The organism is Stenotrophomonas maltophilia (genome assembly GCF_002799245.1).
In the GTDB taxonomy this organism is placed as follows: domain Bacteria; phylum Pseudomonadota; class Gammaproteobacteria; order Xanthomonadales; family Xanthomonadaceae; genus Stenotrophomonas; species Stenotrophomonas maltophilia_S.
The window spans coordinates 132,534-158,310 of record NZ_NEQV01000007.1 but is presented as its reverse complement, the minus strand read 5'-3'; the positions used below and the strand labels follow the sequence as shown (position 1 = coordinate 158,310).

Annotated in this window: 28 protein-coding genes; 19 read left to right on the top strand and 9 right to left on the bottom strand. The window is 61.7% G+C overall.

What is annotated here, in order from left to right; translation table 11 throughout:
• Window positions 1–81 precede the first annotated feature (81 nt).
• From B9Y64_RS19180 to B9Y64_RS19130, 12 genes are all read left to right on the top strand, one after another.
• Window positions 82–1,950: a copper resistance system multicopper oxidase gene (locus B9Y64_RS19180; protein WP_012480217.1), complete on the top strand. Its 1,869-nt coding sequence runs from the start codon at window positions 82–84 to the stop codon at window positions 1,948–1,950.
• The gene (locus B9Y64_RS19175) at window positions 1,947–3,215 is read left to right on the top strand and encodes a copper-binding protein CopB (protein ID WP_005413421.1); all 1,269 of its coding nucleotides are present in this window, start codon (window positions 1,947–1,949) and stop codon (window positions 3,213–3,215) included. Before B9Y64_RS19180 ends, B9Y64_RS19175 begins: the two co-directional genes overlap by 4 nt.
• A 12-nt stretch (window positions 3,216–3,227) precedes the next feature.
• The gene (locus B9Y64_RS22340; RefSeq protein ID WP_238379940.1) at window positions 3,228–3,656 is read left to right on the top strand and encodes a c-type cytochrome; all 429 of its coding nucleotides are present in this window, start codon (window positions 3,228–3,230) and stop codon (window positions 3,654–3,656) included.
• Window positions 3,646–3,999 carry a hypothetical protein gene (locus B9Y64_RS22335; protein WP_235651439.1) on the top strand — a complete coding sequence of 118 codons (354 nt, stop codon included), beginning with the start codon at window positions 3,646–3,648 and terminating at the stop codon, window positions 3,997–3,999. The genes B9Y64_RS22340 and B9Y64_RS22335 overlap by 11 nt, the downstream gene beginning before the upstream one ends.
• Window positions 3,983–4,528: a nuclear transport factor 2 family protein gene (locus B9Y64_RS19165; RefSeq protein ID WP_223224792.1), complete on the top strand. Its 546-nt coding sequence runs from the start codon at window positions 3,983–3,985 to the stop codon at window positions 4,526–4,528. The genes B9Y64_RS22335 and B9Y64_RS19165 overlap by 17 nt, the downstream gene beginning before the upstream one ends.
• Before the next feature lie 14 nt (window positions 4,529–4,542).
• Window positions 4,543–5,067, top strand: coding sequence for a DUF411 domain-containing protein (locus B9Y64_RS19160; protein WP_012480214.1), 525 nt, complete (start codon window positions 4,543–4,545; stop codon window positions 5,065–5,067).
• A 70-nt stretch (window positions 5,068–5,137) separates the two neighbouring features.
• Window positions 5,138–5,488: a four-helix bundle copper-binding protein gene (locus B9Y64_RS19155; RefSeq protein ID WP_012480213.1), complete on the top strand. Its 351-nt coding sequence runs from the start codon at window positions 5,138–5,140 to the stop codon at window positions 5,486–5,488.
• Window positions 5,489–5,666: 178 nt separating this feature from the next.
• Window positions 5,667–6,050: a copper homeostasis periplasmic binding protein CopC gene (gene copC / locus B9Y64_RS19150; RefSeq protein ID WP_005413416.1), complete on the top strand. Its 384-nt coding sequence runs from the start codon at window positions 5,667–5,669 to the stop codon at window positions 6,048–6,050.
• 10 nt (window positions 6,051–6,060) lie between these two features.
• Window positions 6,061–6,990, top strand: a complete 930-nt coding sequence (gene copD / locus B9Y64_RS19145; protein WP_017354978.1) for a copper homeostasis membrane protein CopD — start codon at window positions 6,061–6,063, stop codon at window positions 6,988–6,990.
• 247 nt (window positions 6,991–7,237) lie between these two features.
• Window positions 7,238–9,373: a copper-transporting P-type ATPase gene (locus B9Y64_RS19140; RefSeq protein WP_024957401.1), complete on the top strand. Its 2,136-nt coding sequence runs from the start codon at window positions 7,238–7,240 to the stop codon at window positions 9,371–9,373.
• On the top strand, window positions 9,342–9,677 hold the full coding sequence (locus B9Y64_RS19135; protein ID WP_232528349.1) for an EF-hand domain-containing protein: 336 nt from the start codon (window positions 9,342–9,344) through the stop codon (window positions 9,675–9,677). The genes B9Y64_RS19140 and B9Y64_RS19135 overlap by 32 nt, the downstream gene beginning before the upstream one ends.
• 74 nt (window positions 9,678–9,751) lie before the next feature.
• Entirely contained in the window at window positions 9,752–10,303 is a 552-nt protein-coding gene (locus B9Y64_RS19130; RefSeq protein ID WP_031269107.1) for a DUF305 domain-containing protein, read from the top strand.
• Window positions 10,304–10,332: 29 nt separating this feature from the next.
• Here B9Y64_RS19130 and B9Y64_RS19125 read toward each other — a convergent pair whose 3' ends face one another.
• Window positions 10,333–10,521, bottom strand: a complete 189-nt coding sequence (locus B9Y64_RS19125) for an arginase family protein (protein WP_187756563.1) — start codon at window positions 10,519–10,521, stop codon at window positions 10,333–10,335.
• Window positions 10,522–10,594: 73 nt separating this feature from the next.
• Here B9Y64_RS19125 and B9Y64_RS19120 point away from each other — a divergent pair, with 73 nt between their 5' ends.
• Entirely contained in the window at window positions 10,595–10,897 is a 303-nt protein-coding gene (locus B9Y64_RS19120) for a TonB-dependent receptor (RefSeq protein WP_223224793.1), read from the top strand.
• 26 nt (window positions 10,898–10,923) lie between these two features.
• Complete coding sequence (locus B9Y64_RS19115; RefSeq protein WP_005413408.1) at window positions 10,924–11,754, top strand: DUF4198 domain-containing protein; 831 nt, start codon at window positions 10,924–10,926, stop codon at window positions 11,752–11,754.
• A 104-nt stretch (window positions 11,755–11,858) separates the two neighbouring features.
• Here B9Y64_RS19115 and B9Y64_RS19110 read toward each other — a convergent pair whose 3' ends face one another.
• From B9Y64_RS19110 to B9Y64_RS19090, 5 genes are all read right to left on the bottom strand, one after another.
• A complete protein-coding gene (locus tag B9Y64_RS19110) occupies window positions 11,859–14,999 on the bottom strand; it encodes an efflux RND transporter permease subunit (RefSeq protein WP_005413407.1) in 3,141 nt (1,046 codons plus the stop codon).
• Window positions 14,996–16,510 (bottom strand): efflux RND transporter periplasmic adaptor subunit, encoded by a 1,515-nt coding sequence (locus B9Y64_RS22435; protein WP_005413406.1) that lies wholly within the window; start codon window positions 16,508–16,510, stop codon window positions 14,996–14,998. The genes B9Y64_RS19110 and B9Y64_RS22435 overlap by 4 nt, the downstream gene beginning before the upstream one ends.
• Window positions 16,507–17,811, bottom strand: a complete 1,305-nt coding sequence (locus B9Y64_RS19100) for a TolC family protein (RefSeq protein ID WP_170935783.1) — start codon at window positions 17,809–17,811, stop codon at window positions 16,507–16,509. Before B9Y64_RS19100 ends, B9Y64_RS22435 begins: the two co-directional genes overlap by 4 nt.
• A gap of 73 nt (window positions 17,812–17,884) precedes the next feature.
• On the bottom strand, window positions 17,885–18,280 hold the full coding sequence (locus tag B9Y64_RS19095; RefSeq protein ID WP_005413404.1) for a hypothetical protein: 396 nt from the start codon (window positions 18,278–18,280) through the stop codon (window positions 17,885–17,887).
• A gap of 137 nt (window positions 18,281–18,417) precedes the next feature.
• Entirely contained in the window at window positions 18,418–18,660 is a 243-nt protein-coding gene (locus B9Y64_RS19090) for a heavy-metal-associated domain-containing protein (protein WP_224482004.1), read from the bottom strand.
• Window positions 18,661–18,975: 315 nt separating this feature from the next.
• On the opposite strand from B9Y64_RS19090, the gene B9Y64_RS19085 reads away from it, so the two are divergent.
• From B9Y64_RS19085 to B9Y64_RS19065, 5 genes are all read left to right on the top strand, one after another.
• Window positions 18,976–19,269: a BPSL0761 family protein gene (locus tag B9Y64_RS19085; RefSeq protein WP_223224794.1), complete on the top strand. Its 294-nt coding sequence runs from the start codon at window positions 18,976–18,978 to the stop codon at window positions 19,267–19,269.
• 2 nt (window positions 19,270–19,271) lie between these two features.
• On the top strand, window positions 19,272–20,213 hold the full coding sequence (locus B9Y64_RS19080; RefSeq protein WP_049401588.1) for an SseB family protein: 942 nt from the start codon (window positions 19,272–19,274) through the stop codon (window positions 20,211–20,213).
• Between the two features lie 172 nt (window positions 20,214–20,385).
• The gene (locus tag B9Y64_RS19075) at window positions 20,386–21,018 is read left to right on the top strand and encodes a hypothetical protein (protein WP_021201832.1); all 633 of its coding nucleotides are present in this window, start codon (window positions 20,386–20,388) and stop codon (window positions 21,016–21,018) included.
• A gap of 88 nt (window positions 21,019–21,106) precedes the next feature.
• The gene (locus tag B9Y64_RS19070) at window positions 21,107–21,538 is read left to right on the top strand and encodes an NIF family HAD-type phosphatase (protein WP_031269101.1); all 432 of its coding nucleotides are present in this window, start codon (window positions 21,107–21,109) and stop codon (window positions 21,536–21,538) included.
• Between the two features lie 1,098 nt (window positions 21,539–22,636).
• Window positions 22,637–23,266 carry a cyclin-dependent kinase inhibitor 3 family protein gene (locus tag B9Y64_RS19065; protein WP_306341171.1) on the top strand — a complete coding sequence of 210 codons (630 nt, stop codon included), beginning with the start codon at window positions 22,637–22,639 and terminating at the stop codon, window positions 23,264–23,266.
• A 314-nt stretch (window positions 23,267–23,580) separates the two neighbouring features.
• On the opposite strand, the gene B9Y64_RS19060 is transcribed toward B9Y64_RS19065, so the two are convergent.
• The 3 genes from B9Y64_RS19060 to B9Y64_RS22060 form a co-directional block, all read right to left on the bottom strand.
• Window positions 23,581–24,255: a helix-turn-helix domain-containing protein gene (locus B9Y64_RS19060; RefSeq protein ID WP_005413401.1), complete on the bottom strand. Its 675-nt coding sequence runs from the start codon at window positions 24,253–24,255 to the stop codon at window positions 23,581–23,583.
• Between the two features lie 242 nt (window positions 24,256–24,497).
• On the bottom strand, window positions 24,498–25,025 hold the full coding sequence (locus tag B9Y64_RS22595) for a DUF6988 family protein (protein WP_395760189.1): 528 nt from the start codon (window positions 25,023–25,025) through the stop codon (window positions 24,498–24,500).
• Window positions 25,026–25,461: 436 nt separating this feature from the next.
• A complete protein-coding gene (locus B9Y64_RS22060; RefSeq protein WP_049401600.1) occupies window positions 25,462–25,722 on the bottom strand; it encodes a hypothetical protein in 261 nt (86 codons plus the stop codon).
• Window positions 25,723–25,777 lie beyond the last annotated feature (55 nt).

The following is a 25,777-nucleotide window of genomic DNA, read 5'->3' as shown; positions in this document are numbered from 1 at the left end:
GTGGCTTGCATGCCTGTTTAGGCCAGCCGCCCGCTCTGTACCACCGCCCGCCGGTGGCAACACGACGCTTGGAGCATTTTCATGTCGCATGATGATTTTCGTGGTCCACGCGGTGGACCGCTGCTGCCTTCGCGGCGGCGATTTGTCCAAGGCTTGGCCTTGGGAGGCGCAGTCGCAGGATTAGGTTTCTGGCCCAAAGCCAGTTGGGCGCTCAAGGGGCCGGGACAACCCAACGTACTATCGGGCACTGAGTTTGACCTGACCATTGGCGAGACGCCGATGAACTTCACCGGCAAGACCCGCACCGCGATCACGGTCAACGGGTCCGTTCCGGCGCCGTTGCTGCGGTGGCGGGAAGGCACCACGGTCAACTTGCGCGTCTCTAATGCATTGCCCGCTAACTCCATCCATGGCGCGGACACCTCCATCCATTGGCACGGCATCATTTTGCCGGCCAACATGGACGGCGTGCCGGGTCTGAGCTTTGACGGTATCGGACGTGGTGAGACCTACCACTACCGGTTCACCCTGCATCAGGGCGGAACCTACTGGTACCACAGCCACTCAGGGTTCCAGGAACAAGCCGGGCTCTATGGCCCGATCGTCATCGACCCATTGGAGCCGGAGCCCTTCAGTTTCGATCGCGACTACGTCGTGATGCTGAGCGATTGGACAGACCTGGACCCGACGGCCCTGTTCGATCGTTTGAAGAAGATGCCGGGCCATGACAATTACTACAAGCGCACGGTCGGCGATTTTGCGCGCGATGTGAAGCGCAACGGCCTGTCGGCCACGTTGGAAGATCGCAAGATGTGGGGCGTGATGCGGATGACGCCCACGGACCTGTCCGACGTCAACGCCAACACCTACACCTACCTGATGAACGGCACGACCTCACTGGGCAACTGGACCGGTTTGTTCCGCAGTGGCGAGAAGGTGCGCCTGCGTTTCATCAATGGCTCTGCCATGACGTACTTCGATGTGCGTATTCCGGGGCTGAAGATGACCGTGGTGGCGGCAGATGGCTTGTATGTCCATCCGGTTTCCGTCGACGAGTTCCGCATCGCGGTAGCAGAAACCTTCGATGTGATCGTGGAGCCCTCCGGGCAGGACGCATTCACCATCTTTGCCCAAGACTCCGGTCGCACCGGCTACATCAGCGGCACGCTCGCTGTGCGCGAAGGATTACGCGCGCCCGTTCCGTCTGTGGATCCCCGGCCGCTGCTGACGATGGCAGACATGGGCATGGATCATGGGTCGATGGATATGTCTGGCGGCAGCAAGGGCATGGAAGGCGGCTGTGGTGCGGCCATGGGCATGCCTGGCATGACCCCACCTGTCAGCGGTAACGCGACCTCGGCCCATGCAGGCCATGCGATGCCCGCCGCCGGCGATGGTGCCATGGCAGGCATGCAGCACGGGGGCATGCAATCACACCCTGCTAGCGAGACCAACAATCCCCTGTTGGACAACCAAGCCATGAGCGTGAGTTCGCGCTTGGATGATCCGGGCAATGGCCTGCGCGATAACGGCCGTCATGTGCTGACGTATTCCATGCTCAAGAGCACCTTTGAAGACCCTGACGGACGCGACCCCGGTCGCGAGATCGAGCTGCATCTGACCGGACACATGGAGAAATTCTCCTGGGGCTTCAACGGTCAGAAGTTTTCCGATGTCGAGCCGCTGCGGCTGAACTACGGCGAGCGTATGCGCATCGTATTGGTTAACGACACGATGATGACCCATCCCATCCATTTGCACGGCATGTGGAGTGACGTGGAGGACGACAACGGCAACTTCATGGTGCGCAAGCACACGGTGGATATGCCGCCAGGTAGCCGACGCACGTATCGCGTGCGTGCCGATGCGTTGGGCAGCTGGGCGTTCCATTGCCACCTGCTTTATCACATGGAAGCCGGAATGATGCGCACGGTGAGGGTCGACGAATGAACATCAATAGACGCGATACCACCCTGACTGCGCTGACGGCTATCTCGCTGGCCCTGGCCAATGCGGCCAGCGCCCAATCTATGCAGCACGGCTCCATGCAGATGGAGCAGGGCGCGCAGACCCAGACTCAGGATCACTCTGCACATCAGGCACCGACATCAAAACCTGCGCCAGCCCAAAAGCCTGCAACACCGGCCAAGACGAGCGAAGCGACGATCGATCATGCGGCGATGGGCCACGCCGAGCCGCAGGCTAACGCAGCCGAGCCTGCCATGCAGGGCATGGACCATTCGCAGATGGGGCACGGCTCGCCCGCGAGCACACCTGCGGCGCCCACAGCGCAGGCGCAGTCGATGCAGGGCATGGATCACAGTCAGATGGCACAGCCCGCTGCAGCCGACACCTCCGGCACGGCCACGCCTGCGATGCAGGGGATGGACCATTCGCAGATGGGCCATGATTCGCCCGCGCCCGCTACACCAGAAGCGGGAATGCAATCGATGGAGGGCATGGACCACAGTCAGATGGGACACGGGCCTGCAGCGCCAACGCAGCCGCGCACCCCGATTCCCGCGGTGACGGACGCGGATCGCAAGGCGGCCATCGCGCCGGAACACGCGCATCCGGTGCATGACAACTCGATCAAGAGCTACGTGCTGCTCAATCGCCTGGAAACCTGGGATGCCGATCCGGGCACCGGGCTGGGCTGGGAGGGCCAGGGCTGGATCGGTACGGACCTCAATCGCGTCTGGCTCCGCAGTGAAGGCGAACGCACGGATGGTCAGACCGAGTCGGCTGATCTGGAAGTGCTTTACGGCCGCAGTATCTCCACGTGGTGGGATGTGGTGGCCGGTGTGCGTCATGACTTCAAGCCTGGGGCATCGCAGAACTTCGCCGCTATCGGTGTACAGGGCTTGGCGCCGATGAAGTTCGAAGTGTCCGCCACAGCCTATCTCGGCGAAGGGGGCCAGACTGCCGCCAATGTCGAGGCCGAGTACGAATTGCTGCTAACCAACCGGCTGATCTTGCAGCCGCTGGTGGAAGTCACCGCCTATGGCAAGAACGATCCATTGCGCGGGATAGGTTCGGGTCTGAGTGCCGCTGAGGCGGGGCTACGACTTCGCTATGAGTTCACCCGAAAGTTCGCTCCCTACATCGGCGTGGTGTACGAGCGCGCGTTTGGCAATACCGCAGACATGCGACGCGAGCATGGCGAGTCCTTTGAAGACACGCGCTTGGTCATCGGCCTTCGTACCTGGTTCTAAGGGGAACTGACAATGAAATCCAACAAAAAGATGTGGGTATGGCTCGGTGCCGGCGTGGCATTGGTTGCGGTGGTCGCAACCGCCACGCTCTCTCTGGGCGTGTACAACGTGGCCGCCGACGATCCGCATAGTCGCCCGGTGTATGCGCTACTTGAAACGGCGCGCGAGCGTTCCATTGAGGTGCGCGCCGCCAAGCTTCAGCTACCCACGAACCTTGATGATCCTGAGCGTATCCGCCAGGGTGCGGGCAACTACAACGCCATGTGCGTGACCTGCCATCTTTCACCAGACGCGGCGGCCACCGAGATGAGCAAGGGCCTGTACCCCGCGCCACCGAACCTAAGCAAACAGCCGGTCGCTCCAGCTGAGGCGTTCTGGGTGATCAAGCACGGCATCAAGGCCAGCGGCATGCCCGCTTGGGGCGGCAAGCATGGACGATGAGTTCATATGGAACATGTCGGCCTTCCTGCAGAAGTTGCCCACGCTGGACGCGACTGCGTACAAGGAACTTGTCGACAGCAGCGAGGGCCATTCGCATGGCGGCGGCGAGACGCAAGGCCACCATGACGACGAAAAGGCCGAGGATCACCCTGCCTTATTCGAGCCGGGCAACAACTCCATGCCGCATGCGCACCCGCCGGGCGTGGACGACGATCACCACGGCCCGACACCCAGCGACACGGAAGTCGGGTTGGTGAGCCACGGCCATCCCGACGGCAAGGTGGAGTCGCACCCTGCACCACACACGCCCGTGGCCGATGACGGCCATGCGCACCCCCATTGATCTTCTTGGAGCCCACGCAATGAACGCAACAGCAATCTCGTTCACCCTCGCACTGGCACTGGCCGTCGTGTCCCCCGCAATGGCGCAGGCGACACAGCCGCACGCACATCACCCCGCTGCCGCGGCATCTGCGGACGTCGACGTCCCAGTCACTGCAGAGGCCGCGGTCGCCGTAGCGGAGCGTTTCAACAGGGCCCTGTCTAGCGGCGATCTGGCCACGGTCGAAGCCCTGCTCGCTGCCGACGTTCTCATCCTCGAGTCCGGGGGCGCCGAACGCAGCCGCGAGGAATACATGGGCCATCACGCAGTCAGCGATGCGGCGTTCCTCAAGGGCGCCCATCGCCAGCTGCTCCGTCAGCGCGCACGAGCCGCTGGCGAGTTCGCGTGGGTCGGAACCGAAAGCGAGTTGCATGCCCAGAAGGACGGCCAGCCACTGACCGTCCAGAGCGACGAGACGATGGTGCTGAAGGAGACCGCGGACGGCTGGCGGATCGTCCACATCCACTGGTCCTCGCGGACCAAGCGCTGAGTCGAGAGATTGAAATGACTACGCTCACATTGCACCGTCTGACTTTTGTGGTCCTTGCCGTGGCTGGTCTGGGTGCTTGCACCCAGGATGCTTCATCCGCGCAACCCACAACCTCGCCCTCCGCACAGGTTGTCGTCCAATCAGCCGACGCGACTCCAGCAGCCCTGCCACGCATGACCGTCCACAAGACCCCGACCTGCGGGTGCTGCGGTGTCTGGATCGACCACGTGCAGAAGGCGGGATTCACCGTGGATGTGCACGACATGGATGACCTGGGTCTGGTCAAGGAGCGGTTGGGTGTCCCCTATGCAAAGGGCTCCTGCCACACGGCCGAGATCGGCGGATACGTCATCGAAGGCCACGTTCCGGCCGCGGACATCAAGCGTCTCCTCGAAGAAAAGCCGAACGCACGCGGCCTGGTCCTCCCAGGGATGCCGCTTGGTTCTCCGGGCATGGAGGTCCCGGAGGGACGCCAGCAGCCGTTCACGGTCGAGCTGATACATCGCGACGGAACCACTGAACCGTTCGCACAGCACTGATCCGTCGCAGCAACAGGGGACGGTGTTGCGGGCGCGCCGATTCTCGCCCGCGAGGAAGAAGGAGAACTACATGACTCACCATTCCGCAGCACACCGGCCCCAGGCCATGAACGAGTGCATCGACAACTGCACGCAATGCCATGCGATCTGCCTGGAGACCATCAACTACTGCCTGACCAAAGGAGGTGTTCACGCGGCCCCGGAGCACATCGCCCTGTTGGCGACGTGTGCCGATACCTGCGCAACCAGTGCCGACGCGATGCTGCGCGGTGCCAGCGTTCACGACGTGGTTTGCGGTGCCTGCGCGGAGATCTGCCGCCAGTGCGCCGATGCATGCGACGCCATGAACGACCCTGAGATGACGCGCTGCGCCGAAGTTTGTCGCCGCTGCGCGGAAAGCTGCAGCGCCATGGCAGCGTAATGCGTCGAGGATCCCGCCTGAGCCGGTGGGATCCTCGTCTCGCGAAAGCGGAAGTATCAAGAAAATCCGACAAATCGTGGTTTCAGTGACAGTCCGACATCTAACGCTTGTCGCATCGAACACAGCGCGGCCCCTCCCGAACGGGCTTTGCATCACATTCCAATGAGGATTTATCCATATGAAGTCGTCCAACGTCATTCGCTCCTTCGCGCTCGTCCTCGCAATCGCGGCCGGGCAGTTTTCGCTGCAGGTCGCGCACGCCCACGCCGCGCTGCAGCAGTCCACACCGGCGGCAAATGCGGTGGTGGCCTCGCCAGGCCAGATCGATCTCGTGTTCAACGAGACATTGATTCCGCGGGCGTCGCGTCTCAAGTTGCTCATGAAGCACGGCAGTTCCACCATGCCGATCGAGAATTTCACGACCGAGATCGTCAACAACGGCAAGACCCTGCGTGCCAAGTTGCCTGGACCGCTGGCTCCGGGCGTCTATACCGTGGAATACCGCGCCGTCGGTGGTGACAACCACCCCATGCCGGGCAGCTTCAGCTTCACGGTGCGCTGAGGAGTCGCGAATGTTCGACCTGTCGGCTTATGCACTGAGATTCTTGGAATACCTTGTCATCATGGTTCTTTTCGGGGTTCCACTCTTCGGTTGGTACGGGTCGCGTCGATCGGCACTCGCCGACGCCTTGGCCGGGTGGTCACTCATGGGCGTTCTATTGGCGGGTGCCGTAGCCGGTCTCGTGCTCACCGGGCTCGATGTCGTCTTCAAGACCGCGGGCATCATGGGAATGCCGCTTGCCGAGGTTGATCGCGCATCGCTTGGCTGGTATCTGCTCGAGACGTCCGCGGGCCGGGCAGCCATGGCGAGAGGCGCGCTGCTGGTCGCCCTGATGTTCGTGCTCGGATGGCATCGTCGCCGCGGGAAGGTGGAGACCGCCTTCCCGCTGGGGGCGATGCTGGCGGGCGGCGCACTCGCTTCGCTGGCATGGAACGGCCACGCCGCCGCTGGCGAGGGCTTGGCAGGCGCGGTCCGGCTTGCTGCAGGCATCGTCCATCTTCTCGCGGCAGGCGGCTGGATCGCAGCGGTCCTGATGTTCCTTGCCATGCTGCTGCGCGGCAAAGAGACGAACGGCAGCGGGCGTCTGCGATCAACGCATGACTTTCTGCATGGTTTTTCGACGCTGGGAACGATCTTCGTTGGTGCGCTCATCGTGTCCGGCATCGCGCACTACGGGGATCTCACCGCGTGGTCGTTTTCGGCCCTGTTCCAGAGCACCTACGGGAAGTTGCTGCTTTTCAAACTGGCCCTGTTCGCTGGAATGCTGGGTTTGGGAGCGCTGCACCGATGGACGCTGGTGCCGCGCTTGGAACGAGCGCTGACCAGCGGAGATCCCGCGCAGGAGGTGCGGGCTTTGCGGCAGAGTGTTACGGCTGAGGCCGCGCTGGCCATCTTGATCCTGATTGTTGTTTCAGTGCTCGGGACGCTCAGCCCCGAATAGCTGTGTAACCCGCAATGGCACACTGCCTTGGCAGTCCATCCCCACTAAAGCGAGCATCGGCATGAACTCACCGTCGTCCCATGACCATCACCATTCTGCAGGCGCAGCCCCTGTCGAGGCTGCGGATGGACGGGTCATCACCAATCCCGTCCGCTATACGGACGATGCTCCCCAGCAAGTTGAAGTGACCGCCCCAGCAGCGGTGGCCCAACCCAGCGGTACCCACGCCACGGTCTACACCTGCCCGATGCATCCGCAGATTCGTCAGCCAGGTCCCGGCACCTGTCCGATCTGCGGCATGGCGCTGGAGCCGGAGATGCCCTCGCTGGAGGAGGACGACAATCCAGAGTTACGCGATTTCACCCGAAGGTTCTGGTGGACGTTGCCTTTGACGTTGATCGTCCTGGTCTTGGCCATGCTGGGACACCGTCTGCCCGGCTTGTCCACGCAGGCGCGCACCTGGATTGAGCTCGTGCTGAGCGCCCCGGTGGTGCTCTGGGCGGGGTGGCCTTTCTTTGAGCGCTGCCTACAGTCCATCGGCAATCGCAGCCCCAACATGTGGACGCTGATCGGCATCGGCGTGGCCGCCGCGTTTGGCTACAGCGTGGTGGCCACCGTGGCACCGGACCTGTTTCCGGACTCTTTCCGCGAGCATGGACGGGTAGGGGTCTACTTCGAGGCGGCAGCGGTCATCGTCTCGCTCACCCTGCTCGGACAGCTGCTGGAACTGCGGGCGCGTTCCAAAACCTCGGCGGCCATCAAGTCCCTGCTGGGATTGGCGCCCAAGACGGCTCGCCGCGTCAAACCCGATGGGGGCGAAGAGGACGTTGCGCTGGATCACGTGCACGTGGGTGATCTGCTTCGCGTACGACCGGGCGAGAAGGTGCCGGTCGATGGGGAAGTCATCGAAGGCCGCGCCAGTGTCGATGAGTCGATGCTGACCGGTGAACCCATTCCGGTGGAGAAGGCTGTCGGTGATCACGTTATAGGCGCCACGCTCAACGGGACGGGCGCCTTAGTCATCCGGGCGGACAAAGTCGGATCCGGGACGGTACTGGCGCAGATTGTGCAGTTGGTAGCCCAAGCCCAGCGCTCCCGCGCGCCGATGCAGCGTATGGCGGACAAGGTGGCGTACTGGTTTGTCCTGGCCGTGCTGGCCACGGCGGTGCTCACGTTCTTCGGATGGGGTCTGTTTGGACCCGAACCGTCCTGGACCTTTGCCGTCCTCAATGCCGTATCGGTTCTGATCATTGCTTGCCCGTGTGCCTTGGGTTTGGCTACCCCCATGTCGATCATGGTCGCCACTGGCCGCGCTGCGCAGGTCGGGGTCCTGTTCCGCGATGCTCAGGCGATCGAGCAGCTACGTCTGATCGACACGTTGATCGTGGACAAGACCGGTACGTTGACCGAGGGGCGTCCAGCCTTTCGCGACACGCTCTCCAACGCCGGCTTCGACGCCGATCAGATCCTTTGTTTGGCCGGCAGCTTGGAGCAGGGCAGTGAGCACCCCTTGGCCGAGGCCATCGTGGCTGAAGCCCAGCGACGTGGCTTGAACCTGGTGGCCGCCCAAGATTTTGATTCGCTCACCGGCCAAGGCGTCCGCGGGCGCGTGTCCGATCAGGATGTCGTGCTCGGCAACCAAAGCCTGATGGCGTCGGTTGGCGCCGATGTAGCACCTTTGCAAAGCAGCGCCGAGCGTCTTCGGAAAGAAGGCGCTAGCGTGATGTTCCTGGCGGTCAATGGTCGGTTGGCCGGCGCCATTGCGGTGGCTGATCCCATCAAAGCCACGACCTTGCCTGCCTTGAACCTGCTACGTGCCGATGGCCTGCACGTGGTGATGGCCTCCGGTGACGCACAGGCGACGGCCGAGGCCGTGGGGCGCACGCTGGGCATCGAGGATGTGCGTGGTGGCGTCAAGCCGCAGGACAAGGCCGACCTGGTCCAGCAACTCAAAGCCCAGGGTCGTCGCGTGGCCATGGCTGGCGATGGCATCAACGATGCGCCGGCCCTGGCGGCAGCCGATGTGGGCATCGCGATGGGGACGGGCACGGATGTGGCCATGTCCAGCGCCCAGCTCACCCTGGTCAAGGGTGATTTGAGGCGCATCGTGCAAGCCCGTGCCATCTCGTCTTTGACGGTGGCCAATATGAAGCAGAACCTGGGCTTCGCCTTCGTCTACAACGCCATCGGCGTGCCTATCGCCGCCGGCTTGCTGTATCCCAGCTTCGGCCTTTTGCTCAGTCCGATGATGGCGGCCCTGGCCATGAGCCTGAGCTCGGTTTCGGTGGTCACCAATGCCCTGCGTTTGTCCGGCTCCACCGTTGTTGCCACCCCCCACCCTGACCGCGCCGATGAGCCTGCGCGCGGCCATTCCTGTCACTGATGGCTCATATCCCACAAGGAGTACTGCAATGAAGCGTTATGCCTCCCTCTCGATGATGGCCTTGTTCCTGATGGCGGGCGCGGCCTTCGCCGGCGGCCAGACCACCACGCCCACCACCGACCACGGTCAGCACAAGCCGGCGGCGGCCGATGCCGATTTCACCAAGCTCGATGCCAACAAGGACGGCTCGCTGTCCAAGGAAGAACTGGCCAAGCACAAGCTGGCGCCGCACTTTGGCATGCTCGATAGCAACAAAGATGGCAAGCTGAGCCCGCAGGAATTCGCTGCCGGCAAGGGTATGTAAGTGTTCTCAGCCCGGGAGCTGTTCCAACAGTTCGCGGGTTCTTCCGCCGTTCTGCCATTCCCACGGAGATTGTTATGTCCTCTTCGCACGGTACGCACGAAAACGCGCAAGACCCGCAGTCCCAGCACGCAAAACCGCACGCCTCACACCAACCTGCCCACCAGGCACAACAAGGGCATCAAGGCCATTACGGCCGCCTGTTGTTGATGATGGGCCTGTCTTTCGTGGCCATGTACGCATTGATGTACGCAATGGTCGATCAGTGGGCTAACGTCTATAACAACGTGAACCAGTTCTACATGGCGGGCCTGATGGCCGCTCCCATGCTGCTGATCGAGCTGTGGCTAATGTCCAGCATGTACCCCGATCGCCGACGCAATCTGATTCTGGCTGGTCTGACGGTGGCGTTCATGCTGTTCTGCTGGTGGGGCATTCGCACTCAAGCAGCGGTCACTGACAAACAGTTCATCCGTTCGATGATTCCCCACCACGCTGGCGCCATCCTGATGTGTGAGGAGAATCGTCTGAAGGATCCTGAGTTGGTGAAGCTCTGCCAGGACATTATTACCTCGCAGACACAGGAGATCGCGCAAATGAAGCAGTTGCTGGCTGAGCGTTCCCATTAGCTCACTGCCTTTTGCCAGCCGATATCACTTCACTGAGCCTGCGCACTGACCATTCGGTGGATCAAACGCGCGGCCACACGTGCGGTGGCTTGATCCGGATCCAGGGGCGGACACAGTTCCGCCACGTCGACCACACGTACCTTGCCCGAGGCCATGACCAGATCCAGCAGGGCTTCCAGGACCTCCAGACTCACCCCGCGTGGGTTGGGGGCGCTCACGCCCGGGGCCACCACCATTGAGTACGCCGGCAAGATCACCAGCGGCTTGGGTAGCTACACCCAGTGGCGTGGCTTGGGCTCACTGCGTATGGGCAAGAACCGTTGGACCGGCGTCTATTCGGCGCAGTACATCGGCAGCGCGGACGACATCATCGCCGTGCCCGACACGATCGGCTCGCATGTGTCCAGCGTGGTGTACCACAGCCTGCAACTGAGCTACGGCATCAAGAAGAAGTGGGATATCTCCGCCGGCGTTGAAAAAGTGCTCGATAAGAAGGCGCCGTTCGTGAAGAACAACCCCAACACCGACACCGACACCATGACGTACGACTTGCTGGGTCGTCGCTGGAATGTCCGCTTTGGTTACCACTGGTAAGCCACGATCACGAGGAGCTACACATCATGAGAAACACGCAACTATCCGCCACACTACTGCTGTTCGCTGTGGCCGGCAGTGCCGGTGCGCACGACCTGTTTGTCGCTTTCTCCAAGCCTGGCACCGCAGCGGGCGAGGCGAACACAGCGTTGGTGAACAATGGCACCTTCGATGAAAGTGCAGGTGCAGTCACCCGAGCGCGTCTACAGGACGTTTCGCTGAGTCAGGGCGGCGCTAAGGCTGCACCGGACTTGGCCAGTTGGAAAGAGGTCGGCAAGCAGAGCCAGCTCACCGTGCATCCGGCGGGCGAGGGCACCTATCTGCTGGGGGTCTCGACGATGGCCTCCACCAGCACGCGTACGGCCAGCGAGTTCGGCAAGTACCTGGAGTTGGAAGACTTGCCCGATACCCTGGCCACCTATGATGCGAGCAAGTTTCCCAAAGGGGTCACCTATAGCTATACCAAGCATGCTCGTACCATTGGACAGGTGGGCACAAAACTGACCGACGATTTCGCTGCCTCGCTGGGCTATCCGCTGGAGATCCGCTTGGCCCGCAATCCTGGAAGCGTGAAGGTCGGCGAACAGCTGTCGTTCCAGGTGCTGCAGCAGGGCACGCCAGTGCCCAACCTACGCGTGTACGTCGGTCATCGTGCTGACGCACCGGTCAAGGGTGGGCACGGTAGCGCTACGCTCCTGCGCACCGATGCCCAAGGCCAAGCCAGTTTCCAGGTGACCACCGCCAAGACCTGGTACATCCACACCAATCACATTGTGCCCTCTACACAAAAGGGTTTGGATTTTGTGTCGGATCGGGCGTCGCTGAGCTTTGAGATTTCCCCGCACGCCGGGCACTGATAAGTAAGCATGTAGGCGGTACTCTCCCCTTTGACGCCAGTCATGACTTCTTCCATGACTGGCGTCTTTTTGTGGGGACTTACCTCAAGTGCTCAGTCTGTCTCTCATTGGTCGCCCCGCGCCGCGCGCAATCCACGTCGCCGCACTAGATAGAACGCTGCGGGAATCACCACCATAGAGAGCACCGGTGCGGTGAGCATGCCACCCAGCATCGGCGCGGCGATACGTTGCATGACCTCCGAGCCGGCACCGGCACCGACGAAAAGCGGAAACAACCCGGCCAGGATGACGGCTACCGTCATCGCCTTCGGGCGCACCCGTTGCACGGCGCCTTCGTAGATAGCCTCTTGCAGGGTAGACACATCTTCCGGCGCACCGCTGGCCAAGCGCTGCTCCCAGGCATGACGCAGGTACAGCAGCATGATGACGCCGAACTCAGCCGCAACGCCGCCCAGGGCGATGAATCCGATCATGCTGGCCACCGAAATCGCATGGCCCAGCCCCCAGATCAACCAGAAACCGCCCACCAACGCCAAGGGCAAGCTGAGCAGGATGATGGATACATCGCTAAGCCGGCGAAACACCATCCAGATGACCAGGAAGATGATCGCCAACGCCGCGGGCACCACCCATTGCAGGCGTGCCAAAGCCCGTTGCAGATACTCGTACTGCCCCGACCACGCCAGACCATAGCCGGCAGGCAAACTCACCTGGGTCTGCACCGCGGCTTGCAGGTCCTGGACCACCGATCCCAAGTCGCGATCGGCCACATCCACGTAGATGTAGCCCACCAACCGGCCGTTATCGCTCTTGAGCATCGGCGGGCCTGGGCTGATTGACAGCTCCGCCACCTGGCTCAAGGTCAGTTGCACACCGCCTGGCGCGATCAGCGGCAGATCCTGCAAGGCCTGCAACGAGTCACGCTGGCCACGGGGGTAGCGCAAGACGATGGGATAGCGTTCGCGCCCCTCGATCGTTTCCCCGATTGGATCACCGCCAACGACCGTGGCAATCAGTTGCTGGAGTTGGCCTTGAGTGAATCCGTAACGTGCAGCGATTTCCGGGCGCACCTGTACATCGACATAGCGCCCACCCGTGACGCGTTCGGCCAGTGCCGAACTCACGCCGGGCACAGTCTTGGCCACCTGCTCGATCTGCTGGCTCAGGCGCTCGATCTGCTCCACATCGGGTCCGGAGACCTTGATCCCAATCGGGCTCTTGATGCCGGTGGCCAACATATCGATGCGATTGCGAATGGGCGGGACCCATAGGTTGGTCAGACCGGGAATCTTGACCGCTGCGTCCAACTCCTGGCGTAGCTTCTGGGGGGTCATGCCCGGGCGCCATTGATCCCGCGGCTTGAAGGTCACGGTGGTCTCAAACATTTCGATCGGTGCCGGATCGGTCGCACTTTCGGCACGGCCCGCCTTGCCGAACACGTGCTCAACCTCCGGTACGGTCTTGATCATCCGGCCCGAGAGCTGGAGCAACTGACGGGCCTTGTCGGCGGACAGGCCGGGCAGGGCCGTGGGCATGTACAACAGGCTGCCTTCTTCCAAGGGCGGCATGAACTCACTGCCCAACCGGCTAAAGGGGATCAAGGTGAGCACTAGCAGCAGGCCGCTGAGCAGCAAGGTGACACCGGGATGTTTGAGGACCCACAGCAGGATGGGCCGATAGCCAGCGATCAGGATGCGATTGATGGGGTTCTGCTGTTCCGGGCGGATGCGGCCGCGGATCAGGTAGCCCATCAAGACGGGGATCAAGGTCACCGACAACCCTGCTGCGGCGGCCATCGCGTAGGTCTTGGTGTAGGCCAGAGGCGAGAACAATCGCCCTTCCTGCGCCTGCAGGGCAAAAACCGGCACGAAAGACAGGGTGATGACCAGCAAGCTGGCGAACAGGGCCGGTCCGACCTCGGCCGCCGAGCGGGCCATCAGCTGCCAGCGCTCCTCACCCTGAGGTTCCCGGCCGTGCGCCTCCCGCCAGTGCTCCAGATGCTTGTGTGCATTTTCGATCATCACCACCGCTGCATCGACCATCGCACCAATGGCGATGGCGATGCCGCCTAATGACAGCAAGTTGGCGGAGATCCCCTGGGCGTGCATCACGATGAAGGCCGCCAGGATACCCAAAGGCAGGGTGATGACGGCCACCAACGCCGAGCGTAGGTGCCACAGGAACAGCAGGCATACCAGCGCTACGACCAGAAACTCTTCGCCAAGCTTGTGGGTGAGGTTGCGTACCGCATCCTGGATCAGCTCGGAGCGGTCGTACACCGGCACCACTTCCACGCCCTCGGGCAAGCTGGATTGCAACGCCTGCAGTCGCGCTTTGACGTTCCGAATGGCCCCCAAGGCATCCTTGCCGGTCCGCAGGACGATCACGCCGCCGGCCACCTCACCTTGACCATCCAACTCTGCGATACCACGACGGAAGACCGGCCCGCGACTGATCGTGGCCACCTCGCCGAGCAGGACGGGGATGCCGTCGTTGCCGGTTACCGGCACCTGTTCGAACGCCTCCTGTGTGCGCAGGTAGCCTTCGCTGCGCACCATCAGTTCGGCTTCGCCTTGTTCGATCACCGAGCCCCCGGTAGCGCCGTTGGCCGCATCCACCGCCTCGATGAGCTCGGCCACCGTCAGTCCACGGGCCGCCAACGCCTGCGGATCGGGCTGGATCTGCCAGGCGCGCACCGCACCGCCCACACTGGCTACTTCAGCCACGTCCGGCACGGTTTTTAGCTCATAACGAAGAAACCAGTCCTGCAACGCACGCAGCTGCCCCACATCACGTTGACCTGTCCGATCCACCAAGGCGTACTGGTAGATCCAGCCCAGTCCTGTCGCATCAGGACCCAGCGCCGGATTCACATTCGGCGGAAGTCGATCGCGTACCTGGCTCAAGTACTCGAGCACTCGAGAGCGCGCCCAGTAAAGATCAGTGGCATCGTCAAACAGGATGTAGACGAATGAATCACCGAAGAAGGAGAAGCCGCGTACCGCCTTCACGCCCGGCACGGACAACATCGTGGTGGCCAACGGGTAGGTGACCTGGTCTTCGATGATGCGCGGGGTTTGCCCCGCCCATTGCGTGCGGATGATGACCTGGGTATCGGACAGGTCCGGCAGCGCATCCAGCGGCGTGTTCTTTACCGACCAGATACCGACCACCGCCAGCAGCGCGGCGGCAACCAGCACCAGCACGCGATTGGCGATGCAAGCATGGATCAGGCGCGCGATCATGGTGTGCCCTCCATCGCTTCGGACATGACCTCGCTTGCCTGGCAATCAGCGGCTGCGGCGGGGCCGAACTTGGGTACCAACTGCATATCCATGAACGGTGACTTGCCCGGCTTGTCGAAATGCTTCTCCGGCACCATCGGGTCATACCAGTACTGCACCGGGCAGCGCGGCGGCGTAGAGGTGGAGGTGTCTGGCGCGACAGGCGCCGGCTGTCTGGACGGTGACGGCACGACAGTGCGTGGTTCGTGCCCGGCGTCATGGCGCTCGTGCACACCTGATGCGCTGGCAGGGCGTGTCGGTTGTGCAGCACCCAGGCGCTCCAACGCACCGGAGAGACTGGCTTCGGAGTCGAGCAAGAACTGACCCGAGACGACCACGCGTTCACCACCGGCCAAGCCTGCCACGATCTGCGTGCGCCCTTGCACGCTACGTCCCACACTCACCCGCACTGGCCGGAAGCTCCCGTCCGGATCCTGCACGATGACCCGGCTGTCCCGCCCGGTGGCGATCAGCGCCTCCGTGGGAACGACTGGCAGGGCCTGCTCGGCGTCGGGCTGCACCAGAACCTCGGCGAACATGCCCGGCACCAGCCGACGCTGCGGGTTGCGCAGCACAATTCGCGCCCGCTGCGTGCGACTAGCCATGTCGACCTGGGGAAGCAACGCCTGGATCTGTCCGGCAAAGCGCTCTGCCGGCCAGGCACTGACCGTGGCCTGCACTGAGGTCCCCGGCCGCAAGGTGCCCAGCGCTGCCTGGGGTACCGAGGCCTCCAGCCACAACGTGTCCAGCCCATTGATCTTGAACAGTGGCGTACCGGGCATCACCGTCTGTCCCTCGCGTGCCAGGATCTCGGTCACGACACCACTGTGGTCTGCGCTAAGCACGACGCCACTTCTGGCCGAGGCGCCAGAAGGAACACCCAACGAACGCAACCGTTGTTGCGCCGCACCCTGCAGCTCACGCGCGCCCGCGGACTGAGCTTGGCTCAGGGCATGTGCTTCGGCGATGGCCGCGTTCCATGCCGGGGCCTGCACGGTGGCCAGCGTTTGACCACGACGAACCTCGGTAAACGGCGCCTTTACCTGCACGTGGGTGATCAAGCCTTCCATGCGCGCACTGATCACGCTTTCCTGGGTCAGATCCCACGTCAGTGTGCCCGGCACGCGTACGGCAGTCCCTAGTAACTCTACCGTCACTTCCTGAGTGCGTATGCCCACGTTCTGCTGCAGGCGCGGATCGATCTGCGTTCCGCCCCCTATGGCCTCATCTGCGTATTTGGGCAGCAACTCCATATCCATGAACGGAGATTTGCCCGGCTTGTCGAATCGCTGCTCCGGCGCCATGGGGTCGTACCAGTACAGCACCTTGCGTGCTTGATCTGCGACGCTCGTGCCGGGGGGCGGGGTGGTATCAGAGGTTCGAGTCATCCAGGCGTAGCCGCCGGCAAAGCCGAGCGCCAGCAACCCGAGGGCCACGGCGAGCTGTGTGAGACGCGTCTTGGTCGGGCTCATGGCGTGTTCTCCTCATGGGGTAGCAGATAGGCCAGTGCCGCCCAGGCACGGCCCTGTTCGCCCAGCAGACGGGCGTTCTCCAGGTGCAATTCGATCTCATCGCGCCGCGCTTCCAGCCACGGCTGCAGGTCGGCACCGGCGCCGTAGGCGGCCAACGCCGTGCGTGCACGATCGCGCGCCAAAGGCAGGCTCTGCGTGTTCTGGCGCTCCAACTGGCCGGTTAACCCGCGCCATCGCGCTATCGCGCGTTGCACCGACTCGGCTTGGATGCGCCGGGCCTCATCGCGCTCTGCGGACACCGCCTCCAGCTCGGCCCGCCGTGCCGCGATGCCTCGTGCTTGGCGGTTCTTCTGGAACAGCGGCAGGCCCACACCCACTTCCACCATGAGCATGTCGCTGCGCGCCATGCCGTCGGGTGCGCGCTCGCGACGTCCGTAGGTGAGCTCCACACTCCAATCCGGGCGGGTTTCGGCCACGGCCGCATCCACCTGGGCCTGGGCTAAGCTCTCGCGTGCCTCCCAGCCCAGTAGTGGCGTGTGTTGGTCCAGTTTGGCCAGCAGTTGGGTGGGCTCCAATGGCAACTGCGAAAAATCCGGTGCCGCACCACTGGCCAAGATCGCCTCTGGTGCAATACCCAACCACCGCGCCAGGCCGGCCTGCGCGGCGGCGTGCTCCGCATGTACCTGCTCCAGGCGATTGTCCAACTGCAGTAGGGCGGCCTGGGCGGCAAGCACATCACTGGCCCCGGCCGTGCCGCCTGCCAAGCGAGCACGCGCCGCACGCTCGGCTATACGGGCCGGCTCGCGCAGACCTTCCAACGCATCTACGGCTTGCTGCGTACTCCACAGCTCGATCCAGGCCAGCGCGGCCGCTTGGGCCACCATCTGCTGTTCGGCCATCGACAGTGAGCGCGCTTGCGCCAGCGTCGCTTGCGCCAACGCGTGCTCGGCACGTCGTTTCGCACGCGCAGGAAACTCCTGCATCAGACCGATTTGCTGGGTGGTCATCTCATCGGCCCGCAAGCTGAAGGCATCGGGTCCGCTGACGGGCCAGTTCGCCAGCCCCACGATCAAACGTGGGTCGGGAAGCGCGCCAGCACGCGCGGCTTCTTCGGTACTGGCATCGATCTGCGATCGGCGCACCTGCAGGGTTGGGGCGTTAGCAAGCGCCCGTTGTAGGGCTTCTGTGTAGCTGATCGGGATAGCGGGCGATGCCGCCAGCACAGGACCACTGAGCGCCAGGGCAAACACGAACCCACACGCCATCTTGCGCCTTGCACGCAAGAAGAAAGACATCTCCATAAGACCTCCGGGAAACGACAACGAGCGCGCTGCAACGCATGCAGCACGAGCACGGGTCAATCCAGGAGGGGGCTTAAATCAGCAGGCTACAGAAGCGCTGCAGGGGAGGCGGATCGGACACGCACACCGGAACATCCCGATACAACTGCGCGTGTACCGGTGGCAACAGAGCCTGCACCAGCGCGAAGGCGGCCAGCGCGGGCTGGTAAGGCACTTGAGGGGCCTTCGCATCGGCCGTGGCGATGTGATCGCGCTGGCAATGCTGGTCGCACAACGCCGGAGCATCGGGATCCGGCGTGGACATCTCTTCGCAACCGACCATCAGGGTCGCTTGTCCAGCTTCCACCGATTCCAGCGGACAGGCGTAAGCCACCAGCGCGAGTTGCTGCAGCAGCAGCGCCCACAGTCCCAGCCATGCCAGTCGGGCACGAGAACGGGGTCGCCGCCATCGCCTCAGCAGCCTCACCATGACAGCTCCCGCACGCCCGAAGCAGCGCCTGCGGACGCTGGGCAGATCAGGGCAGGGGACGTGCGAGCTCTCATGATGGCCAGTCTAGCCCTCTTGGGGCCGACTGTCATTGATCAGGATCAAGCCCTCGCGCGGACTCAGCGGTGGCATCCGCCGCAGCAGGAGGATGCGACGGCCGGGGCGGCCGGCGTACCAGCCTCAGAAGGGAGCACCGCAGCGATCACATAGCCTTGCCGCTGGATAGCCTCAACCGCCTGTTCTACGGCAAGCAGGCCCTCGATCTTGACCACGCCACTGCCCAGATCGACGTCCACCTGGGCGTGGGGGTCAAGGGCCTGAATGGCTTGGGTGACCGTTCGGACACAGTGACCACAGGTCATACCTTCAACAACGAGATTCATGGACAACCCTCCAAAAGCATCGGCGGTTTGCCGACGGCGTGACGATGAGCCTTCCCACGGTGGGAAGGTCAAACGACAGGCAAGTTGAGTGGTAATCCGTCCCGCGTTGTTGACCTTCCCATCATGGGAAGGCTCAGGCTACCTGCTCGTTCCTATTGGCCCTCACTCCATGGACATAACGCTCACTTATGCGAATTAAGTTATTGATTATATTACATTAATACAGGAATCGCAAGGTCTGTAGTTGCACCGTGCCCTGGCCGGCCACAAACGCGATAAGCTAAGCATTCCTTAGTGCTAGTCATTCTTGATGTCATGACGATGCCATCTGAGCGCACCCGCAATGTGCTGCAGGCGGGCGCGTTCCTCAGGCAGCTAGCGGCCAGCCAAGCCGTGCCTAAAGAGGTGCGGCAAGAGGCATATCGACTGCTGCGGCACTATCCAACCGTCAGCGACATCGAGGCGATTGCTGAGCACGAAGAGCGGCTGCGAGCGCTGACCCAGTCGGCCTTCGTACGACCCTACCTGAGCAGCGAGATCGAGGCGGATTGGTTCTCCGGGTACCCGCTCGGCCCTCATCGCATCTGACCATGAAGCAACCGAGCAGGCCGCGTGGAAGAGGGACTACGTCTGCGGAGACAGCGCTGGAGGCTTCCTTTGAACGGGCCCGCGACAGTGCGGCCGAGGAACGCGCATTCTTCAAGCGACTGATGGATGCGATCGTGTACGTGCATGCGCCCATCTCGGACGACGCGCAGACACTGCGGCTGGTCCAGTTCCGCCATCCTGACGGTTTCGATGCGATCCCTTTCTTTACCTCGCTCGACAAGGCGCAGGCGGCCAGCTCGTCTGCTGTCAGAATTCTGGGAGTTTCAGGCCGTGAGCTGCTAACCGGTACTCGCGGCGCGACGTTGATGCTCAATCCCAACTACGGCGGCGTTGTCCTGTACCCGGAAGAGGTTGCGACATTGTTGGATACGGGCTTTCTGGCCAGGGTGGAACGTCTGGCGCCGGCGGAGTTCGCGGTGAGACCTGCCCAGGCCGCGCCGGCTTGGCTCGCTCCGGCCATCAGCGGCAGCCTTGAGCACGCCGACTTCGTCTCGTCGGCCTATCTCCTGGAAACTCACTCGTCAGGGGGCGTCGAACAGCCTCCCGGTCTGTTGATCTGGCTGGTGGTGGACCTGGCTTTCGCCGAGCGGGCGGCTCGTCTGGTGACCACCGCCATACAGCCCTTATGCTCAGATTTGGACGTCATCATCGACTTGGCGGTCCACGACGTATCGCTGCCTTTGCCGGCGGGCTTGGATGATCCCCAGATCCTGCCCATATTTTTTCACGAGAATCAAGCCAACTTGAGCACAGCTCATCGGCCTATGAGCCCTGAAGATAAGCTACTAGCACTCCTTCCGGGATTGACCGAGGAAGAGAAGGAACGGCGGACCCGCGAGGGTATGGCCGACGTCGACGCTGGACGTACGATCCCGCACGAGGAACTACTGCAATGGATCAGGCGACGGTCAGAGCCTTCTTGAAGGTTTCCGTTGGGTCAGGAGCGTGGAAACTCTTGAATCCAATATTCAAGAAGGGCACGCGTGCCTGAGCAGTACTCCAGGAATGCCTGTGTCACGCGGCTTCTGGTTCAATCAAGCCTAGGTCTGTAATCCACGAACTGCCTGACGTCGAGGGGTGTTTCCTCGTTGAATCATGGTGTTAGAGACGATTCGGCTGTTTTTCTCACGAATCCCTGCCGACCTTCTTGAAAAACTGAACCAGACCTACCCAAACGCTTCCGTAAGGCAGGTGGTGAGAGGGCAGGTTAAGCACATCAGGGATAGCAATCCCAAGGAGATAGAAGCGCTACGACAGGAGGCCAACGATCAACTTCCTACTATCGCCGAGCTAAAGAGGGTCAGTGCGGTTGATCCAGAGTTCCGGATGGAAAACAGCTTCTTTGGGCCCAAGCCAGTCATCACCGCCCGCATCATCAACCGCTCAACACTGCCATTGAGCGAAGCGAGCTGGAATGCGGCGCTGTACATCAATGGCGATGTACAGCCTGTAGCCACGTCGAAGGTGCGCAGCGATTTCCGTTCCATCGAAGGCCTCAAGCCCGAACACCATGTTACGGCTCGATTCACTGTCGGATTCGTCAAGGGCGATAAGGCCTGGACCACCTTGGCGATTCGTCAAGCTACATCCACACGCGTCGAGCTGGAGATGATCCCTGAGACAGCAATGGACTTTACGGACAAAGCCTATCTAAGTGCCGATCTTCAGAAGCGCATTGATTTCCTTGAGAACCAACTCAAGCAAGCGAGCGAGTTCGAAGATGTCTGATGCTACCAAGCCCCGCCGGCGGATCACCCTCCGGCGGGGCTTGGTAGCGGTACCGACGTTCACCCCCGCCAAAGAGGACCATTACACAATGCGCCCGTCCATCCTCGCCTTGGACTTAGAAGGAACGCTGATTTCCAACGCTGTAAGCCAGATCCCGCGCCCGGGCCTCTACGAATTTCTGGAGTCGGCAAAGTCGCTCTTTGAGGGTCTAGTCATCTTCACCACAGTTCCGGAGCCTAGATTTCGCGAGATTGCCGACCTATTGGCTTGCGAAGGAGCGGCCCCGGGTTGGTTTGCCCGCTTGCCATACATAGACTGGACTGGGCCGACGAAGGATCTTGCCAACGTTTCCCAGCCCATCGGCTCTGCATGGCTACTAGATGATTACGCCCCCTATGTACAACCGGGACAGGAACATTGCTGGGTCCCGGTTCAACTGTTTTGTTCTCCTTACCCCGAGGACGACGCGGGACTGGACGATGCCATCGAGGCAATCCGTAAGCGACTGAACGAGTACTAGAGGGCCATCTCTTGGCCAGCGTCCAATGGGCCACAGGCTCGCCGGTCAACCAAGGTCCAGCGCTTCGTTGGAGAACCGTCGATATAGACCTGGGGGGGCGTTTACCGCGATAGAGTCCTGAGCCCCCTCAAACCATCTCATGGACCCGTGGCAGCTGGTCGGTCTACTCAGACTAGAAGCTAAAGCTGCCAACTGCCGCTAGGTTCCAGCCAGTACGCCATGCCCAGCGGCAGGAAAGTCTCCATTGCAACGTCCAGGATCAACGGCTGACGCCAACCCTGACCAGGCTAGAAGCAAAAATCCTTCCGGGCGAGGGTTCCAGCTTGCTCGCGTCCAGCTAACCAGATGCATCTGCGTTTTATCTCGCGATCAAGTGCTCGCCTCGCGGCATGCTCATCCAAACCGCTTTGTATGAACTCCGAGGCAGAATTTCGCATGCTCGCCCACAGCACGTAGCGCTTACGCCCCAAGCTGAGCGCATTCCATTCAGGCGATCCAATCGACTGAAGCCCGTCGCCTAGCTTCGGGTCCAACCGATGCTTCCGCAGAAGGTTTGCCAAGTACGCTCGAGCTTCGGTGGATGCCAGTGAAATTCCGAGATTCCGCCTCGCACTGGGCGTGCACTCAGCCGCCCACTGGGTGAGCGACCGGGTCAATGCCGACTCAAGGTTCAAGTCACTGCGAGACCACGGAGATTTGTAGGACCAAGCCAGGGGCTCATACAGAGATCTTGCGGCAAGCCGAGAACATTCGACTGGTTCGCGATGGAGGACGCGCAGCGTCGCAAGCGTGTCAAGTGCCTGCGAGGCCAACCCCTCAGCAGCTACCGGCGAACTAGCCGTTCTTGAGCGCTCTAGCGCGCACCACGCGCACGCAAGAAAGGGACCTATTGAACGAACGAAATTGTCCAGTTCTGGCCAGGGCGCGATGAGGGTCGGTTGGCTAACGACATAGGCCACACAGCCCTCAAATCGCGATACCAGTTGTCAGGATATCAACCTGCCCACAGACTGTCTATCTGACTTTCCGATATTGACCCTTAGGTGTTCTCTCCAGTTCAACGATATCTGAACATCCGATATCCTAGCCGTGCAGCGAATGAGCGGGGAGCGCCCCGGCGCACGACGCAGAACGTTACCGCATGTTGGGAGAGCCGAAATGATGCGCACCAGCGCTAGCCACCCGTTACTGATTGCAGAGTTGCCTGTTGGAGCCCATGGAGGCGGCATAGGGGTGACATTTGCGCCAGGCAAGTACCAGGAAGTCGCCATGACTGGAGCATGGGCGAGAGACCTAGATGTGGACGTCTCGGCTATTCAGGACTGGGGTGCCACTCACCTAGTCACCTTGCTTGAGCCTTGGGAGCTCAAGGACCTTCGAATCGAGAGCTTACCGGCGATAGTGGCGGGGAAGGGCATCTCTTGGCATGGACTGCCAATCACTGATGGAGCCGCACCAGACGACAGACTCCTCAAAGATTGGCTACAGCTAAGTGCTGAGCTCGTCGCTGACATGCTGAGCGGTCAAAGGATCGTGGTCCACTGCAAGGGGGGGTTGGGACGCGCGGGAACGGTCGCTGCCATGCTTTTGCTGCAGTCTGGCGAGGCCAAGCGGGCATCGGATGCCATCCACATGGTGCGGCATGCCAGGCCAGGCGCAATCGAAACGATTGCTCAAGAGGAGTTCCTAGAGTACTGGGCGCAGAGCCTTCACCCGGGCGGAGCTTGACCACTCAGGTGCGCAGTCAGGAACTCAAGGACGAGTTGCCTGTGGATCCAGAACTCGAGGGCTTCTTAGGTCTGGATCCAGAAATCGACGGCGTCTCCATAGTGGATCTTCGCGAGGGTTCAGGGCACATCAAAAATTCGCTGCCTCGAAAGCTAAGAACCTTGCTGTCGCACGAATCAGGGTCTTGTGCTGGGGCCGGACCAGCGCTATCGCTGACTAAGGCAGGGCAACCTCCAGGGACTGTACTGCGACGGCGCGATCAATAGACATCTGTCAGATGTATCGCCACCACTATCGATCTAATGAATGCTGACTCAGCCGATGCGTGCTGCCTTAGGAGTTACGATCTGACTGCACTCGTGGCCGAGGCGAAACGCCACGACGTACAGGACCGTGGCATCCATCGGCATACCTGAGCCCATCCGAATGACGACCTTACGCTGACCGTGCGACAGTGATACTCCCAGTTCCCGCAGGACCTCAATGCGCTGCTGCAGCCCGTCGTAGATGTCTAGCTTGTCGACTTCTGAATACAGGTCTTGGCAGTCGCGATACTCACGGTAGTAGTCGACCAGTGCAGCAAACTCGCTCGCCGCCTCGCGCGACAGCTCGAAAGCCGGTTCGGACAGATCCATGTCGCACGAAACGATCAGGCTGGCCAGCTCGCGCCCAGCAGCAAGCGGGGACACCGCCAGGGTGATGTAGTCGCGCTCAAACTGCGCTTGCGCCGCCTGCAGTTCCTCGTCTGTCGGCAGCGAGAAAGGCTTGTTGAGTGCATCGATGTCATTGAAATCGAAGGCGCGCGCCAGTGCGCGACGGGTGTCGAAACTGGCCGAGTCACCCTGCTCAACCCGCTGAACTGTTCGCACGTTCAGGCCCGAGATCTCGGCCAATTGTTCTTGCGACCAATGACGCAACTGGCGGAACTGGCGAATGCAGGCGCCAACCTCAGCAGCGGTAAGCAGGCGAGGCGGGGTCTTGGTGGTCATAGAAGATAACTCCGGAGGGGTAGGGAGCCCAGATTAGGAGGGTGCCGAACTTGGAAACATGACAGTCGCCCGACAGGCCCCCGACACAGATCAACTGCCAGGACTTGCCCCAACGAGAAATCCGGGGCAACTGCTTATGCGCCCGTGATGTTCTCCCCGTGCCCCCAGAGGGGGGCGAGGCCCAACTGCCTAGTCACTCACCACAGACCCCACCCTAGACGCGCAGGCGATCCGGGACAGCTCTATGGCGAGGGCTGATGGGGGGTCAATGGCTCCAACTCTGGCAAAACACCCCCAAATTGATGATGCAGTGCATTCATCCATGCCAGAACTGGTTCGCCTGGCCACAGGTGCGCCAGATTCAGAAGGGTTAGCATGGCAAGCGCATTGCTGTTCATGGCCACCCCCGCCAGAAGCGCGCCCGGGTAGCCATTTAACTGCCTTGCCAAGGGGTGAATCCCGGCATGGAGATAGGAGTTCAAGCCGACATAAAGGCATTGTCTGGCTCTGCCCAACAACTGTGATGCTCCTCGGGGCCCAGAGGACTCAAGCTTTACGAGCATGTCCTGAACGCCAGGGAGCCTCTTTGCCGCTTGCTGACTCTCCAGAGTCAGGGGCGCAAGAAGCTTCTCGATGTCGGTGTCGGTAGCTGCATAACATGCCCAGGTTGCACGCACGAGGGCCTCATACTGGGGCCGGACCAGCGAGATTGCTGACTGGGGCAGAGTAGCGATCAGGGACTGTACTGCCACGGCGTGATCAAGGGACATCTGGCAAAGTGCCGCCACCGCCGTCGATCTTCGGTCACGTCCATGCTCTATCTCCATCCAAGCGGCTCGAATTTCACCCAAGAGCTCTAAGGAGCCCTCCAGCACAGACGCCCGATCCTGGTCAGCCGATTGAGGCACAAGTCATCCTAGAATCGTGATCTGCAGGCAAGAGTAACGGCTCGTCCATCGGGCAAAGCCCTCAGTTGGCTGGCTGGGCTGCAGCATCTGTTAGCCGGTAATCTCTGCATTGCATCATCCGTGCATCAGCAATTTCTGCGTTGCGTCAGTCGCAAGTCAAATTTTTCTGCAATGGACCGTCTTGCACTGAAATTTTATTCCTCAAAAGCTGAAATCTCTGCAATGGCACCCTAAGAATGTCTGCGATGAACAGCGTTCTGGTCCGCGCGCGATTGCTTCCTATATTGCAACCATACGCTCAGCCAGCCAACCGCCGGGATCCATGATCGCGCGAGCGGACGATCCCGGTCGCAAATGGCTGGCTGCCGTCACTCTCGTGGCTTTGAGCGATCAAGGGGAGCAGTCTGGCCCACGTGTCGAACAGAAGCCTTGGATCTTGGTGGATCAGAAGCGAAACCCGCAGCGCATCTTCCATCGCCTTGAGGTAGCCGCGGCGTATCTCAAGTGCGTTCTCGCAAGCATTGGGGCGACCAAGAATTTGTGTGATCGCGGAGGCCATAGCAGTCTGGACAGGAGGGGAGGGGAAGGCGATAGTCTGCAAACGTCTAGACGAT